At 59.6% G+C, this 15,569-nt stretch carries 10 protein-coding genes; 3 read left to right on the plus strand and 7 right to left on the minus strand.

Going from position 1 to position 15,569, the window contains the following annotated elements; all coding sequences use genetic code 11:
- Positions 1 to 303 precede the first annotated feature (303 nt).
- Together WCS52_08980 and WCS52_08985 are read left to right on the plus strand one after the other, a co-directional pair.
- Positions 304 to 1,110, plus strand: a complete 807-nt coding sequence (locus tag WCS52_08980) for an energy-coupling factor transporter transmembrane component T (GenBank protein ID MEI6167315.1) — start codon at positions 304 to 306, stop codon at positions 1,108 to 1,110.
- Positions 1,107 to 1,871, plus strand: a complete 765-nt coding sequence (locus WCS52_08985; GenBank protein ID MEI6167316.1) for an ABC transporter ATP-binding protein — start codon at positions 1,107 to 1,109, stop codon at positions 1,869 to 1,871. The genes WCS52_08980 and WCS52_08985 overlap by 4 nt, the downstream gene beginning before the upstream one ends.
- Here WCS52_08985 and WCS52_08990 read toward each other — a convergent pair.
- From WCS52_08990 to WCS52_09000, 3 genes are read right to left on the minus strand one after another with little or no spacing between them, the layout of a single operon-like run.
- Positions 1,856 to 2,785: a CsgG/HfaB family protein gene (locus tag WCS52_08990; GenBank protein ID MEI6167317.1), complete on the minus strand. Its 930-nt coding sequence runs from the start codon at positions 2,783 to 2,785 to the stop codon at positions 1,856 to 1,858. The two genes, WCS52_08985 and WCS52_08990, sit on opposite strands and share 16 nt — an antisense overlap.
- Before the next feature lie 40 nt (positions 2,786 to 2,825).
- Positions 2,826 to 5,156 carry a phosphoenolpyruvate--protein phosphotransferase gene (gene ptsP / locus WCS52_08995; GenBank protein MEI6167318.1) on the minus strand — a complete coding sequence of 777 codons (2,331 nt, stop codon included), beginning with the start codon at positions 5,154 to 5,156 and terminating at the stop codon, positions 2,826 to 2,828.
- Positions 5,157 to 5,199: 43 nt separating this feature from the next.
- Positions 5,200 to 6,828, minus strand: a complete 1,629-nt coding sequence (locus WCS52_09000; GenBank protein ID MEI6167319.1) for a histidine kinase dimerization/phospho-acceptor domain-containing protein — start codon at positions 6,826 to 6,828, stop codon at positions 5,200 to 5,202.
- 503 nt (positions 6,829 to 7,331) lie between these two features.
- Here WCS52_09000 and WCS52_09005 point away from each other — a divergent pair.
- A complete protein-coding gene (locus tag WCS52_09005) occupies positions 7,332 to 8,486 on the plus strand; it encodes an ATP-binding protein (GenBank protein ID MEI6167320.1) in 1,155 nt (384 codons plus the stop codon).
- On the opposite strand, the gene WCS52_09010 is transcribed toward WCS52_09005, so the two are convergent.
- From WCS52_09010 to WCS52_09025, 4 genes are read right to left on the minus strand one after another with little or no spacing between them, the layout of a single operon-like run.
- Complete coding sequence (locus tag WCS52_09010) at positions 8,476 to 10,068, minus strand: FAD-dependent oxidoreductase (protein MEI6167321.1); 1,593 nt, start codon at positions 10,066 to 10,068, stop codon at positions 8,476 to 8,478. The genes WCS52_09005 and WCS52_09010 overlap by 11 nt on opposite strands.
- Positions 10,062 to 12,434: an NAD(P)H-dependent oxidoreductase subunit E gene (locus WCS52_09015; protein MEI6167322.1), complete on the minus strand. Its 2,373-nt coding sequence runs from the start codon at positions 12,432 to 12,434 to the stop codon at positions 10,062 to 10,064. Before WCS52_09015 ends, WCS52_09010 begins: the two co-directional genes overlap by 7 nt.
- Positions 12,431 to 14,200, minus strand: a complete 1,770-nt coding sequence (locus tag WCS52_09020) for a PQQ-binding-like beta-propeller repeat protein (protein MEI6167323.1) — start codon at positions 14,198 to 14,200, stop codon at positions 12,431 to 12,433. The genes WCS52_09015 and WCS52_09020 overlap by 4 nt, the downstream gene beginning before the upstream one ends.
- On the minus strand, positions 14,197 to 15,561 hold the full coding sequence (locus WCS52_09025; protein MEI6167324.1) for a 4Fe-4S binding protein: 1,365 nt from the start codon (positions 15,559 to 15,561) through the stop codon (positions 14,197 to 14,199). The genes WCS52_09020 and WCS52_09025 overlap by 4 nt, the downstream gene beginning before the upstream one ends.
- Positions 15,562 to 15,569 lie beyond the last annotated feature (8 nt).

Genomic DNA, 15,569 nt, shown 5'->3' on the forward strand with positions numbered 1-15,569 from the left:
GCTCCGTCAGCGCCGCAGATGGAGTGGGGTTGATAGAGTTCAATTCTTGGCGGCATCAGCAAAACCCTGATGCCGAATCAGGGTTTTGCTGATTGAGAAAACGAATGAATCATGTCATGATCTCCCCAGTCAACGAGCGAGGTGGTGAGTGTCTTCAATGATGCCGCACCCCCCTGTGGCAGATGTCTCGCAGCTGTTCCTCCGCAAGCAATGGCAAGAGCATCCCACTACTTCCTCGTTGATTTTTTTATTAGTGGCCTGTCCTGTTTATTCCTCCCTCGCGGTCTCTGAAGGAGCCCCCCTGTGGACTTAAGCCGTTACCTGGAAATCGGGACCATGGATGCCTTGGGGCGACTCGATTCGCCCGTGCATCGTCTGGATGCCCGGGCTCAGCTGATCACCACCTTTGGGTTTATCCTGGTGGTGATGTCGTATTCCCGGTATGAGGTGGCCGCCCTGATGCCGCTGTTCCTTTATCCTGCCACCCTGCTGGTGCTGGGCAGGCTCTCGCTGCGCTATCTCGTCAGGAAGGTGGCGATCGCCGCGCCCTTTGCCATCTTTGTGGGAATGTGTAACCCCTGGCTGGATCGTCAGGTGCTGGCAATGATCGGCCCTTATCCGCTGACGGGCGGCTGGCTGTCGTTCAGTTCCATTCTGGTGCGGTTTGGCCTGACGGTCAGTGCCGCCATTATTCTGGTCGCCTGTACGGGGATTCATCGGCTATGTGCCGGGGGTGAGCGGCTGGGGCTGCCCCGCGTCTTTGTCGTCCAGTTGCTGTTCCTGTACCGGTATTTCTTTGTGATCGGGGATGAGGGCGGCCGGATGGTGCGCGGGGTGGCGATGCGTTCCGCAGGTGGGCGGGCGCCCGGGGTGAGGACCTATGCCATTCTGGTTGGCCAGCTCCTGCTGCGCGCCATGGACCGGGCTCAGCGGATCTACCGCGCCATGGCGGCCCGCGGGTTTGAGGGGAATGTCCACGTCCTGCGGCAAGCCTGTTGGGGCTGGGCCGAAACCAGCTTTGTTCTGGGCTGGCTTGCTTTTTTCGTGAGTGTAAGGGTGTGGAATGTGCCGGTGCTATTTGGGCATTGGATTACGGGGGGTGCAGGATGAAGCCGAGTCAGGTTGAAATCACAGATCTGGTCTATACTTATCCCGATGGAACGGAGGCGCTGAAAGGGGTGTCGCTTTCCATTGCGCAGGGGGAATGTGTGGCGATCATCGGGGGGAACGGGGCCGGAAAATCAACCCTGCTCCAGCACCTGAATGGCTATCTGATGCCCACCTCCGGCGAGGTCCGGGTGGGGGAACAGGTGCTGACACGGGAATCCGCAAAAGTGATCCGCCGCTCCGTCGGGATGGTGTTTCAGGATCCTGATGATCAGTTATTCATGCCGACGGTGCTCGAGGACGTGGCTTTCGGGCCACTGAATCTGGGGCTGTCGCCCCAGGAAGCGGAGCGGCAGGCCATGGGGGCGTTGGAGCGGGTGGGAATGGCTCATTTACGGGAACGTCCCCCGTATAAATTGTCGGCCGGTGAGAAGCGGGCGGTGGCGATTGCCACGGCACTGGCCGGGTTGCCGGAGGTGCTGGTCATGGATGAGCCCTCCTCGAATCTGGATCCCCGCGGGCGTCGTCGTCTGATTGAATGGTTAAAGACGTTTGAGCATACCCGGATGATTGCCACCCACGATCTCGAACTGGTTGTTGAAATCTGTCCGCGGGTGATGGTGATGGATCACGGCCGGGTGGTGGTGGCCGGCCTCACGTCCGTGATTCTAGGTGATGAGGACCTGATGCTCAGGCATGGGCTTGAAAAGCCGCATAGCCTGAAGCATCACCATCCGCATGGGGCCAGTTACTCGGCGGGCTGAATGCCCATGCCTTTTTCAATCTTACTGCCATCGCCAACGGCTTCGCAGATTGAAATCTTCTCTTTGACCGTGGCGGCTTTAATGGAGGCCACCTTGGTAACGGAGCTGTCCAGCACTTCACCACTGTCCGGATCGGTGGTCACTTCAAGCGTGCCGACCGTGAAGGCCTGACCCACGGCGACCCCTTCGCGGGAGCCCCGGTTGATGATGATTTTGCCCTTGTTGGCCGAGACCACGGAGCCGGTCCAGGGAATCTTATCGAGCTGTTTGATCAGGAACTCGACGGCCTGACCGACCGCATCCTCACAGGCCTTGCCGACATTATCCTTCTTGAAGCCATCAAAGGCACCGGTCAGCCCGCCGAGTTCCGAGCCTGAATACCCGATCCCCAGTCCCTTACGGCCGGCCTTGCCCACCACCTTGGTGGAGGCCTTCACCTGTCCTGTTTGAGAATCCACGATGTAAATCGTGACGTTAATTTCGGCCGTGTCTGCGTCGCCCCCGAGATGGATGCCTTTAAAGTTAAAGCCGCCGCCCCCGCCGGATGTGGAACTTTGGACGTGGGTGATTTCGCCTTTAACCAACAATTGGGCCGGGGTCATCTGACCGGTTTTGGGGGCCATTTTGCCGCCCGCAGTACGCCCTGATGCGGCAAGATCCTGTTCCAGCATGGCTTCCCCGCGCATGTCTTTCTCGCCCAGTACGATAAACTTGCCGGAGCCCTGCAGGGCGTCCGTCATGACGGACCCCCAGGCGTCCCCGATATCCCATTGGCCGGACCAGCCGGCTCTATTCTCAAATTTGCTGACGGTAATCGAGTACTTCAATCCTCCCTTGGCGTCGTCGGCGGCAAACGCGCAACTTGATATTGCAACAGCCAGAATGGAGGTCCATGTGATCAGGGTTCTTTTCATGAGCGTTTTCCTTGGTTGTGTTGTTAGTTAATAGGGCGTCCTAAGCTGTGGGGACCGGGGTGGGGGGGTCGCCGGGGGGCGGGGGCTTCTGGGTCACTTTGGTAAGGCCAAGCCGGTCTTCGACGGCCTTCAAACTGCCCATTTCCATGACCTCATCGGCCAGCAGGCAGGCGTCGGTAAAGCAGAGCTTGCTGATGAAGGCCTGCATGGCGGGGATCCGGCGGGGATCCATGCTGAACGTCCTCAGCCCGAGCCCGATCAGGACCGGGAGAACATTCTGGTCGGTGGCCATGTCCCCGCAGAGCGAGACCGGTTTGCCATGGGCACGGGCTCCGTTGATCACCCGCATGATTGAGCGCAACACGGCCGGGTGGTGGGAGACATAAAGGTCGGCAATGCGTTCATTGGTCCGGTCCACGGCGAGCGTGTACTGGATCAGGTCATTACTGCCGATGCAGAGAAAATCGGATTCGCGGGCGAGATCCCCGGCCAGTTCGACGGCCGAGGGAACCTCAATCATCACCCCGAGCCGGGGGTGGTCGTTGCACGGGGTGTTTTCGGATTTCAGCAGTTGAATGCATTCCTCGGTAATGGCGCGGGCCGTCCGGAAATCATCCAGCGAGGCAATCAGGGGGAACATGATATTCAGGGGACGGTCGGCGCCGGCATGCAGCATGGCGCGCAGCTGTTGCATGAACATATCCTTGTTCCGGAGGGAAAAGCGGATGGCGCGCAAGCCGAGGCAGGGGTTGGCTTCAGGGGCGCCGGGATAGTAGGTCAACAACTTGTCACCCCCGACATCCAGGGTGCGCAGGATGACCTCCTGTTCGGGCATGGATTCAATAATGCGGCGGTAAACCCGGTATTGTTCTTCCTCGGTGGGGACGTCATTCCGTACGATAAAGGGGAATTCGCTTCGATAGAGGCCGATCCCCTCCGCCTTCATGCGCTGGGCGGCCGGCAGTTCACTGAGCAGATTGATGTTGGCCATCAAGCGGATGCGGCGGCCGTCGCGGGTCGAGGTCGTGGGTTGCGTGGGCAATTCCGTAGCCGTATCCTTGCGGCTTTCCAGGATCGAATGATAGTGCTCGAGGACATCGGGTGACGGGTTGATCATGAGATTACCCTGATCGGCATCGAGGATAATCATGGTTTTGGCGCCCCGTTCCGACTCTGCCAGCGGTGGTTCCTTGAGGATCACCATGGGGATGCGGAGGGTTCGGGCCAACACCGAGACGTGAGCGGTGACGCCCCCCCCGATCAGGATGATGCCTTCCGCGCGCTGGGCGGACAGCTTGAGCAGGTCGGAGGGCAATAGGTTTTCCGCCAACACAATCTGGCCGCGATAATCCACGGGTGCGGCCGTGCGCAACCGCAGATTGGACATCAACCGGAGGCTGACGTCCCTGACGTCATGCACCTTTTCCTGAAGGGAAAGACTGGTGCTGTTGGCGAATAGTTTGAGATAGGTGTCAACCACTTCACGGATGGCTTGTTCGGGCGGGGTCCCCTGGCGGATGTTCTTGAGCATGACCCCGGAAAATTCGTCATCCTTCAGGATCAGGATGTGCGCATCAAAGATGAGCGAAGCGATATCGGCCATACGCTCACTGAGCTGGCGCTGCAGTTGGGCCAGCTGTTCTTCTGTCTGCCGGATCGCCCGGAGGAAATCCGCTTCGGTCAGGGGGACCGCCGGTTCGCTCAATGCCGGTTCCCATTCATAATCGGTGCCGGACAAGCGCAGGGCATGTCCGATGGCAATCCCTTCGCAGGCGGACGCACCATGGACAAAGCGCTGGGTGCCGGGTTTAATGCCGGTCGTTTCCTGGCTGGGCTTAGTACCTCGTTTCTGCTCATGCAAGCTCATGAGCATTTTGGCATTTTCGATCGTGCTGGCCAGCTGGGCGGCAATCGCCCGGAAGGCTTTCACATCGTTGTCGGTGAAATAATTCGGCTGGGGATCCTGGACGACGAGGACGCCGACTTTCCGGTTGCCGTGAAGAATCGGGACCGCCAGAAAGGCCTGGTATTGTTCCTCATGGAGATTGGGGATGAACTTGAAGGCGGGATTCTGGCTGACCCGTCCCTCCCGGATGGCTCGCAATTCCTGCATGGCCAGGCCGGTGATGCCTTCACCCAACTTGAATCGAAGCTTGCCAATAAAGTCCGGGTTGAGCCCCTGGTTGGCGGTCAGGATCAGTTCACGGCTGTCCTCATCATACAGATACACGGAGCAGGCCGCGGCCTTCATATGGTAGGCGACCAAGCTGACCACTTTCTGCAAAAAGCCGGTAAGCCCCGCCTGACTTTCGAACAGGCTGGTCAACTCGCCCACATTGCATATTAATTCAACGGTATCTTTTTGTGCCATAACGTACCTTCAGTCAGGACATTAATCCCAGTTTCAGCTGCTGTCAAGACGGTGGGGATTTTTGATAGGCCGCGTCCAGAATGGCCTGATCGGGCTGTTTTGACTCAGGCGTGCCGGCCAGGTCCATCAGATGTGAAACCAGGATAATCATGCGCTCCCCGCTTTCCGCGATCATGCTCAGTAATTCACCCTGGGCGTCGCTTAGCGGGCCAGCCCGGAGGCTCCGGAGCATCGCCGTGGTTCCGGTAATGATCGTCAGGGGCTGCATAATTTCCTGGGCAATTTCGGCTAGAATTTCGATCAGCTCTTTCCGGGGCAGGACGGGATTTCTTTCTTCGTCCGTAAGCAGGGTTTGCAGGGTCTGTATTTTCTTGTCGGTGATATCCGCGAGTGCGGAAAGGTGCTGCCCGGTTTCGCTGATGAGGGTCTGGACGGCTGCGGAAGCCCCGGTGGCGGGGGGGTGATGGATCGTTTCCCCGATCCGGGCCAGCAGGAGGGTCAGTACCTTGATTTCGTTGACGCCGTCGCTGGTGGCACCGCCCGCGCCTGTGCCGCCCGGGCCCGGGCCGGAGGGGGGAGGGGCCAGTTTAACCGTGAGTTCCTGCCAGCCCGCCGGGGTGAGCCCTTGATCCACCAGACGATCCCGCAGTTCCTCGAGTTGGGCCGGGTCGTCCGCCGCACGGTCGATCAGGCGGGAAATTTTCTGGCTGTCTTTTTCGGCGAGGCGCCGGCTTTTCATGTATTTGCTCGCAATCGCATCCATATCGAGCTCTTCCACGAGATCATCCATGATGGCTTCGGTAGCATGGGCGGCCTGGTCGCCCGCCAGGCTTCTCAAGCGCTCCAACAGGGCCTTCTCAAGCATCAGTAGGGAATGTTTGATGTGCTTGCGGCCTTTTTGGGTCTTGGCGTCGGGGTCTTTGAGAATCGGCTGGACCACCTTCTGGATGCAGCCCACAATCAGATCCGTGAGGGATTCCCCCTCGGCAAGGTTGGCCATGCTGGAGCGGATTTCGACCGCGCGAAGAATCAGTTCCGCCAGTTTTTCGGTGTCAGCAGCCAGATGCCGTATATCCTCGGCAGAACGGGTGGGGTCAGCCAGGGCATCCTCCTTCAGGAACGCCATGATATTATCGAGATCGGGTTGAGCTGAAGCCGTCTCGATGGCGGCTGGCTCCGGACTGGCTTCGGCGGTGGGCGTTTCCGGCTCATCTTCAGAAACGCGGCGATAGGAAAAGGACTTGGTTTCAATATGTTTGAGCCCGAGCCCTTCCATCAGTTCCGCCGCCGTTTTGGTCGGGTCCAATTTGGAGGGAGGCGTAAGCAGCAGGGAGAAGAGCGAAACGCATTCATCCATGGAGAACCCGGCTCCAATGGTGAAGCTGAACAGGTTCAGGCCTGTCAGTCGGGTCGCGAAGCTGGTTGCCAGTGGACTGTCGGAGGTGGATTCCCCGTTAATGAGCAACGCGCCGTCAGCGACACTGAAGTGGATGTGCTCATGGAATTCGATAAATTTACTGATGACGGTAAAGCTGATTTCCAGGGAGGAGCGCGTAACCTTATGGGCAACCCCGTAAAGCAGCGCCATGTTCAGGGATTGGCCCATGATCTGAATGAGCTCAGTGGCGTCCTCCTGCGCATCGCGCGGTGTGACTGTGGGTTTGGTCTCCATGGCGCCAGTCTACAGGCACCGGCCTGATCTTTCAAGAAGCCTTCCAGGCGAGGAACCGTGCCTGGAGGAATGAATGCCTGCAATCATGCTAAACCGTGTTAACATTGACTGAAATCGAATTCAAGACGGACGACGCTGTTGTTTGCATTCCATTCCATTGTATTGTTTGTTGATGGCTCCCGCACCCCGAAGCGGGTGCCATTCCTAAGCCCGGGGTGCAACCCCGGGTTGGTGTTCTCCGGCACCCACCTTGTGGCCAAAGCGAGCGAGTAAAAGACGTCGGACTCTTTCGCTGCGGAATGAGTTCACAGGCTGTAAGCAAGTCGCGCAAACGCTCGAAACTCATATTCAGCCCAATACGTAGATGCGGCTCGCGCAGATCATCAGGGAGCCCTCTCATCTTTCATAAAAGTGGTAATTCACGGTCTGGCCCCGTCCTTCCTGCTCAAAGATATTGATTATTCGGATTGAATCTCCTAATAATCAAGTATATGCTTAATCGCATGATCATCAGAAAAGAGTATTTGTCGCGCGTGGAGCAGGCGATGAAGCGGGCGCCGGTCGTGGCACTGCTGGGCCCGCGGCAATGCGGAAAAACGACCCTTGCACGCCAGATAGCCAATCACCATACAACCACCTTTTTTGATCTTGAGTCCCCCCAGGACTGTCAGCGTTTGCAGAATCCAGAGATGAGCCTGGGTAGCCTGAAGGGATTAGTTGTTATTGATGAAATTCAAATCAAGCCGGAGCTATTCTCCGTTTTGCGCGTCCTGGCGGATCGTCAGTTGAATCCCGCCTGTTTCCTGATTCTGGGAAGCGCGACCCCTCACATCGTAAAAGGGGTATCGGAAACCCTTGCCGGCCGGGTGGAGTTCGTGGATATGACCGGCTTTTCGCTTGCGGAAATCAGCGGGCGGCCATGGCGGGATTTGTGGGTGAGGGGGGGGTTTCCACGCTCGTTTCTTGCTGCTAACAATGAGGATAGCCTCGCTTGGCGTGAAGGGCTTATCCGAACCTTTCTGGAACGAGATTTGCCTCAGCTCGGCATCACGATTCCCGCTGTGACGATGCGGCGCTTCTGGACTATGCTGGCGTATTATCATGGCCAGGTTTGGAATGCGTCTGAGTTAGCCCGTTCCATGGGATTGAGTGATAAGACTATCCGTTCCTACCTGGATATCCTCACGGAAACCTACATGATCAGGCAACTGCAACCGTGGTATGAAAATATCGGGAAACGCCAGGTCAAAGCCCCGAAAATATATCTTCGGGATACGGGGCTGCTTCATAGTCTTTTGTCGTTGACCGATTTTCATTCGCTATCAGGCCATCCGCGTCTGGGGGCCTCCTGGGAAGGCTTTGTCGTGGAGCAACTTTTTGAGGTGATCCATCCGGCGGTCGCCTATTTCTGGGGGACTTATAGCGGCGGCGAACTGGACCTGTTTTTTATACATGGCGGTCGGCGCTACGGTGTAGAGGTCAAATATTCAGAGGCCCCGGAAGTAACCCGATCCATGCGGAGTGCTATCGAATCCCTGGGCCTCGACCATTTGTGGATTGTTCATTCTGGGCAACATGTGTATCCCGTGGATCCTAAGATTACAGTGTGCCCACTTACAAAGGCAGGGGCACTCATTCTCGACACAATTAAGAAATAAATGTGGGAGTATTCTTCCACGCGAGGGCACCGGTCGGACAGGTCGTGACGCAGTGACTCGCGGATTGACCTAATGCCGCCTCCAGTGATTCGCCAAAGGGGGCCCCCACCACGGCATCAAACCCCCGGTTCAGGAAGGTCAGGCCGGGGCGCTCGCCTGCCCGGGTGGTGAGTCGTATGCAGATGCCGCATTTGATGCATTTCCCAGGCTCGAAAATCACGCGGGGATGGGTGATATTCCTGGCCAGCGGCGTTCTGCCCTCAGCCGGGATATGCATGGGGCCCGTCATATAGAACTCCATCGTGTCCCGCAGTTTGCAGCCCTCCGCCTTGCGGCAGTCACAATGCATACAGCGTCCACTTTCCCGGATCGCTTCCTCCTGTGAGAAGCCCGAGCCGGCGCCAGGCGTGCGGCGTGCGGCCGGTGAGGCGTCTTTCAGGAGCTCCCGGCTTTCATTCTCCGTGATCTTGCCCAGCCGTGACTCGAAGCGCCGGCCGGGACCCGTCACGCGGAGTCCCCTGAGGAACTGATCGATGGCCACGGCCAGACGTTTGCCATGGGCGACCGCCCGGACCGCCAGAGGCCCCGGTTGAATGGCTTCGCCACCTGCAAATATCCGCTCGTCCGAGGTTTGGAGCGAGTGTTCGTTAACCTTGATCCCCCGGCTATGGGTTTCGACGCCCCAGGCAGCAAGGCTATCAGCCGGGGTTTTCCCGATCGCCAGGACGATGGCATCAAAGCCAGATTTCAAATCCTGCAACGTGATTGTCAGGCCGATACGGGTATTGAGGCGGAACGTGACGCCGGTCCGCTGGATACGTTCAATTTCGCGATCCAATACGGAGGCGGGAAGCGTCTCGCGTGACACGCCATACCGGAGTTGGCCTCCCGCCTCAGCGTGCTCATCAAAGACGGTGCAGGCATACCCGGACCGGGCGAGATGGAAGGCGGTGGCCAGGCCGGCCGGGCCTGAACCCACAATGGCCACGCGGTGCGCAGGCGCCGACAGAGCGGCGCCCTCCATGGGAGTTGATTCTGGGGGGCGTTGCTCGGCCAGTGCCGTATCGGCCGCAAAGCGTTCCAGTAGGCAGATTGAGAGAGGGGCATCGAGGCGGCCGCGCCGGCAGGCGTTCTCGCAGGGGGCCGGGCAGATCCGGCCCAGTACGGCGGGCAGGGCAATGGCCCCGTAAAGGGTGGCCAGTGCGTCGTCGAGGTTCCCGGCCGCGATCTGGCGGATCATGAGCGGGATATTCAGGTGGGCGGGACAGGTCGTTGTGCAGGGGGCCTCGCACTCTCCCGCATGTTCGCTCATGAGTAAATTCAAGGAGCTGATTCTGGCCTGGCGGACGGCGGGCGTATCTGTTTCGATCACCATACTTTCGGTAGCGAGGGCACTACAGGCGGGGATCAGGCGGCCGGAGGTCTGGTCCTGAACGACGCAGATCATGCATGAGGTGAAGTGCGGCACGCCCTTCAGATAACAGAGGGAGGGGATGAGGATCCCTGCGGCTTGGGCCGCCTCAAGCACCGTGGTGCCCGGTTCGACCGTGATATCTGTCCCGTTGATTTTTAATTTCAGCATATATTATCCCCAATCCAGACCGCCTCGGTCGGGCAGACCTGCCGGCAGCTATCGCACCGGGTACATTTGTCCTGCTGGATCGTATGGGGTTGATAGGGGGTCAGGTCAATGGCCCCGGCCGGACAGGCCTGGGCGCACTTGGTGCAACCGATGCACTTCTCATTGATCCGGTACGCAATCAAAGCCTGGCATTTCAGGGCGGGGCAGCGCCCGGCCAGATGGGCGTCATACTCGGCACGGAAATGACGGAGGGTGGATAATACCGGATTGGGTGCTGTGCGTCCCAGGCCGCACAAGCTTCCTGAGCGGGTGGTTTGGGCGAGCGCGTCAAGGCGCTCAAGGTCCCCCGCCTGGCCGCGTCCGGCACAGAGGCGCTCCAGAATTTCCAGCATGCGCTTGGTGCCGACTCGACAGGGGGTGCATTTGCCGCAGGATTCCTGTTGCGTAAATGCCATGAAATAGCGAGCCAGGTCCACCATGCAGTCGGTGTCATCCAGAACCACCAGTCCCCCGGAGCCCATGATGCCGCCGGCTGCGGCCAGCGCTTCGTAATCCACGCGCGTCTCGCCACAGGAGGCGGGAAGGCAGCCCCCGGAAGGGCCGCCGATCTGAACCGCCTTGAAAGGTTTGCCATTTGCCGCGCCCCCGCCGATCTCCTCGACGATTTCGCGCAAGGTGATCCCCATGGGGACTTCAATCAAGCCGCCGCGCCGGACTTTACCCGTCAGCGAAAACACCTTGGTTCCCTTGCTGGTCGCCGTTCCCAGGGCGGCAAACCGGGCGGCGCCATGGCGCAGGATCCAGGGGATCATGGCCAGGGTCTCCACATTGTTAATGGCGGTGGGGCAATCCCGCAGCCCCCGCTCGGCCGGGTAGGGCGGGCGGTACCGGGGCATGGCCCGTTGTCCTTCGATGGAGGCCAGGAGCGCCGTTTCTTCACCGCTCACAAACGCACCGGCCCCTTCGACGATCCGTAGGGACAGGCTGTACTTGCCTCCCAAGATCTCGGGGCCGAGCCACCCGCGGGCCTGGAGCCGGGCCAGTGCTTCCCGGATCCGCTGGATCGCCAGGGGATATTCCGCGCGAATGTAGAGAATGCCTTCGCTGGCGCCGACGGCATAAGCCGCGATCATCATTCCCTCCAGGACCCGGTAGGGAAATGACTCCAGAAGCATCCGGTCCATGAAGGCACCGGGGTCTCCCTCGTCCCCATTGCAGATGATGTATTTCGGTGCGCCGGCGGCCTTGCGAACCAGCGCCCACTTTGCGCCGGTGGGGTAACCGGCCCCGCCCCGCCCGCGTAAACCTGATTGGGAGACCGTATGAATGATGTCGGCAGGCCTTTCCTGTTTCAGGCAGGTGGTAAACGCCGTCATGCCGTCGTGGGTGCAGTATTCATCCAGATCCAAGGGGTCGATATCGCCGCACCACTCCGTTGCAATACGCCTCTGTTTCCCCAGGAAGGAGCAGACGGGCGCATCCCTGACATCCAATGCATACCGGTTGACCGGCTCCCAGACTTCATCCGTGAGCAACTGTTCCATGAGGCGGGTCACGCCGCTGCGCAGGCGACGGGCCAGACCCTGGGGTTTGAAGTGCCGGCGTACCAGCTGGGCGGCGTCTTCCGGGCGGACTTTGGCGTAGGTGACCGGTTCTCCTTTGGCCGACACTATTTCGACCAGCGGGGTTTGGTGGCACATGCCTACGCAGCCAACCGGCTTGATGACGGCCGCTGCCCCCAGTTTCCTGACTTCATCCTCGAGTTCCTGCCGCACGGCCTGACTGCCGCCGGCCACGCAGCAAGAGCCTACGCCTATCCGGATTTCGGTCAGCCCTGGGGAACTGACGTGTGAGGGGTCGTAGTGTCGCGGCACGACCTCGCGCTGCTCAAGCTCAAGAAAGTCCTCAACGGCGCGGGGCACGGTCTCGGGGGTCAGGTGTCCATAGGTGACCTGATCGATTTTAATGACCGGCGCCAGCGTGCAACAGCCGAGACAGGCCACCCGTTCCAGCGTGAAGAGGCCGGCCGGGTCGGTGTCTGCGCCCCCCTCGATGCCCAGATGCCGGGTCAGGGCGTCGTGGATATGGTCGGCGCCTTTGACGTGACACGCCGTCCCGTGGCAGATGCTGATGATATGCCGCCCTACCGGTTTATGCCGGAACTGGGAGTAGAAGGTGGAGACGCCGGCGATGGACGCCGGCGTGATCTCGGTGAGTTCGCAGACCCGGTGCAAGGCCGCTTCCGGCAGATAGCGATAGTGCGCCTGAAGTTTCTGCAGGATCGGAATGACGCTATCCGGCGTGCGCCCGCATTCGGTCACAATCGTGTCAACGATTGAGAGATCCGAGTCGAGGTTATTTTTCATGCCCCTCCGATGCAGAAAAGATGTTTGAGGCCTCGAATGAGAATGGTGCCGTTGATAAAGACGGGTGAGCCATCGCTGGGCTCGCCGAGATTGGCCCGGCCAAGTTCTTCATACTGGCGTCCGGCCTTAAGGATGAAGACCTGCCCGCTGCGGGCGACCAGATAGAGATGATTGCCGGCGAGGCCGGGCGAGCCGTAGAATTCTCCATCCAGACTGTGCTCCCACACCAGTTTGCCTGTCGCCACCTCGAGACAGAAGAGGCCGCCGCTGGCATTCACAAAATAAGCCAACTCGCCGTCGCTGACGGGTGAGGCCACATCACTGACGCCCGACTCCGACTGCCAGGCAACATGGGTGGCGGTGACGTCGCCATGGCCGTCGGGCCGTATGGCATAAATTTTGTCGCCCGCGACTGAGGCCAGCACCAGCCCCCCGGCAAAGATAGGGGAGGATGAGGAGTCGGTGCCGCTCACCTTTACCCGCCAGAGTTCCGCGCCCGACTCAGGATGGTAGGCGATAATCCATTCATTGGCGGCCGTGACTAACTGCGGGCCGTTTGGAGTTGTCACCAGAACAGGAGACGGCCAGGCGTCGGCGACCGGGCGGGCAATGGCCCATCTGCGTTTTCCTGTGGCCGCCTCCAGCGCGATCAAGTTCGAAACGCCACCCTTATCGGTTTCGTTATCGTATTGGATGAGAACCAGGTTGTTGTAAAAGGCGAGAGACGAGGCATAGCCATAGCGGTTGATGGGAAGGCCCAGATCGGTCGTCCATCTCAATCCGGAGCAATGATCGATAGCGGCCACCTCCCCGTTGGCGAAGATGGAGTAGACGAAAACGCCATCAGTTACGGGCGTGGAAGCCGCATACCCGGTATCCTGATTTACTTGAGGAGCGGCTTTTGCCACACCCGAGGTGGGGGAGGCCCCCATTTGCCAGAGGAGGGTGCCGGTGGCGAGGTCATAACAGAAGACGTCCCGCTGTTCCGCAGAGGCGCCGGTCAGGAATATTTTATTTCCCCAGACGACGGGTGAACTCATGCCCGGGAGCGGGGTAGGCGCCTTCCAGCGAATATGACTGCCAGAGGGGCCGTCCCAGGTGATCGGGAAATTAGTGGCGAGCGAGACGCCGCTGCCCGACCGGCCTCGGAACCCGGGCCAGTGGGTGGCGGCCTCGGCTTCAAATCGATCCAACTCTTTTGGAAGGACCCCGGCGCTCGGGCGTGGACTCCCCTCGGTAGGCGGGAGGGCCAGCGGCCCCGCTGGCCGTCTCTGTTCGCCGAGCCGCTGACCCAGGATCAGCGCCCCTACGACCAGCGCGACTGCCAATCCTCCCGTCGCCCAACGGGCGGTAGCAGCGGATTCAAATGAATCCGGAAGGGTCGGGAAATCCCGGGGGTCAGGTTGGCGGCGCCGGAGATGAACGATCGCTTTCAGATTAATCAACGCCACCACCACCCCGCCAAGAAGCAGGAGGGAGCCAGACCGGAGCGAACTCAGTCCGCTAAAATAAAAACTCCGCGCCACGACATCCAGATCCCTGATTTTGTCCTTTACGGCGTCATCCGCAGGATTGGCTTTCAGGGACACTTGCAATTGTGTCAACTCTCGCAGAGTGAGCGGGGAGGCCGTGCGAATGGTAAGCAGGTTGGCCGCCATCAGCATCCCCACGATGAGGGAGAAGGCGCAGGCGATGATCGCCAGTGTGTAGCAGAGGCGGTAGATAAGCCGCGATGAGGTGATCATGGTATTCGTATGATCCATCATGGGGGCCCGCTTTCCTTAAGATGCAATTGCCTCTGATGCTCTTCCGGACATGACAAATAGCAGCGGGCACAGCTCAGGCAGGTGCCTCGGTTGGGCGCATAGATCTCGCGGCGTCGCTTGAGGGACGATCCAATCAGGCGGAAGCCAAGGATGGCGCCCAGAAAGCCGCCCAACATCCAGCTGCCGGTCCGGAACTGGACTTGGATCGCCGCCGCTTGTTGGGCGAGATCTTCCGGTCTGACGCCACTTCCGGAAAAGGCTGTGACTTCCGGGCTCGGATTGGCCGGTGGGTGTAGCTGATTGAGCCGCAGGGTTTCGGATAATCGGACCGTGGGGTTCTGGCGCGCCAACAGCGGCGCAACCCGTGAGACGGACCAGCCGGATACACCAATCAGGACTGGAAGCAGGAATAGCATCAGGGCCAAACGACGTAAGCCGACGGCCCGCGCTTCGGGAGGCGGGGTGGCTCGGGGGTACTCAATCGCATCAAAGGGGCAGGCCGGCTCGCAAAGCCGGCATTTGATGCAGTCAGTGGGCGTGACCGTGGCGTGATATTTTGACAGCCGTGACATCCAGTTGAGTAAGACACCGTAGGGGCATAAAAAACGGCAGTAGGGCCGTGCGATCACAGTGCCGATCAGCAGGAATACGATGCCGGCGATCATCATGGGGAGCTCACCGCTGAGCCGGAATATCGGGATAAACGGGTCAAGCCGGCAGATGACATAGGCTGACCCTGTGGCGGCAAATAAGATTCCGAGCCCGAGATAAAGGTAGGGGGTAAAGCCCAGAATCTGGGCCAGGACAGGCGGGACTTTTTTGGGGGACAGTATGACAACATCCTGAATGGTGCCCAGGGGACAGACGGCGGCACAGAAGACCCGGCCGAATAACAGCGCAAAGATCAATGGGAGAAGAAAGAAGGCGGTGACGCTGAGGGACAGGGCTGCCTGGCTGTCGAATAGCCAGGTTACCACGTTTTGGATGGAGCCGACCGGGCAGACGCAGCCTTTTCGGAAGAATCCAAAATAGAGCAGCGAGAACAGGGTGAGAAGAACGACGCCCCGGCGCGAGCGTTTTTTTAGCACCAGCCAGGCGGCCAGTGACAGGGTTCCAAACAAAACCGCCACATCGAGTCCTTCAAGGGCGAGGGACCGGGCTGCGGGAGCAGAGGCGGTTGGCATCGAATAGCCGCTCTCGAACTGGGGCTTGGGGAAACGGTTGTCGGCTTCAGTTGTCAGTGTCGAAAGGAGTAAGAGTATTGAACAGAAGCCCGCAAAGATCGCGAAGGGGTATTGGGGCGTCCGCCAAAGGCGGAGTGGATCGGTATCCTTCGTGAGCTTCTGTACAATATTCTTCATGGTGGAGC

It is taken from the genome of bacterium, from assembly GCA_037128595.1.
GTDB lineage: Bacteria > Verrucomicrobiota > Kiritimatiellia > CAIKKV01 > CAITUY01 > JAABPW01.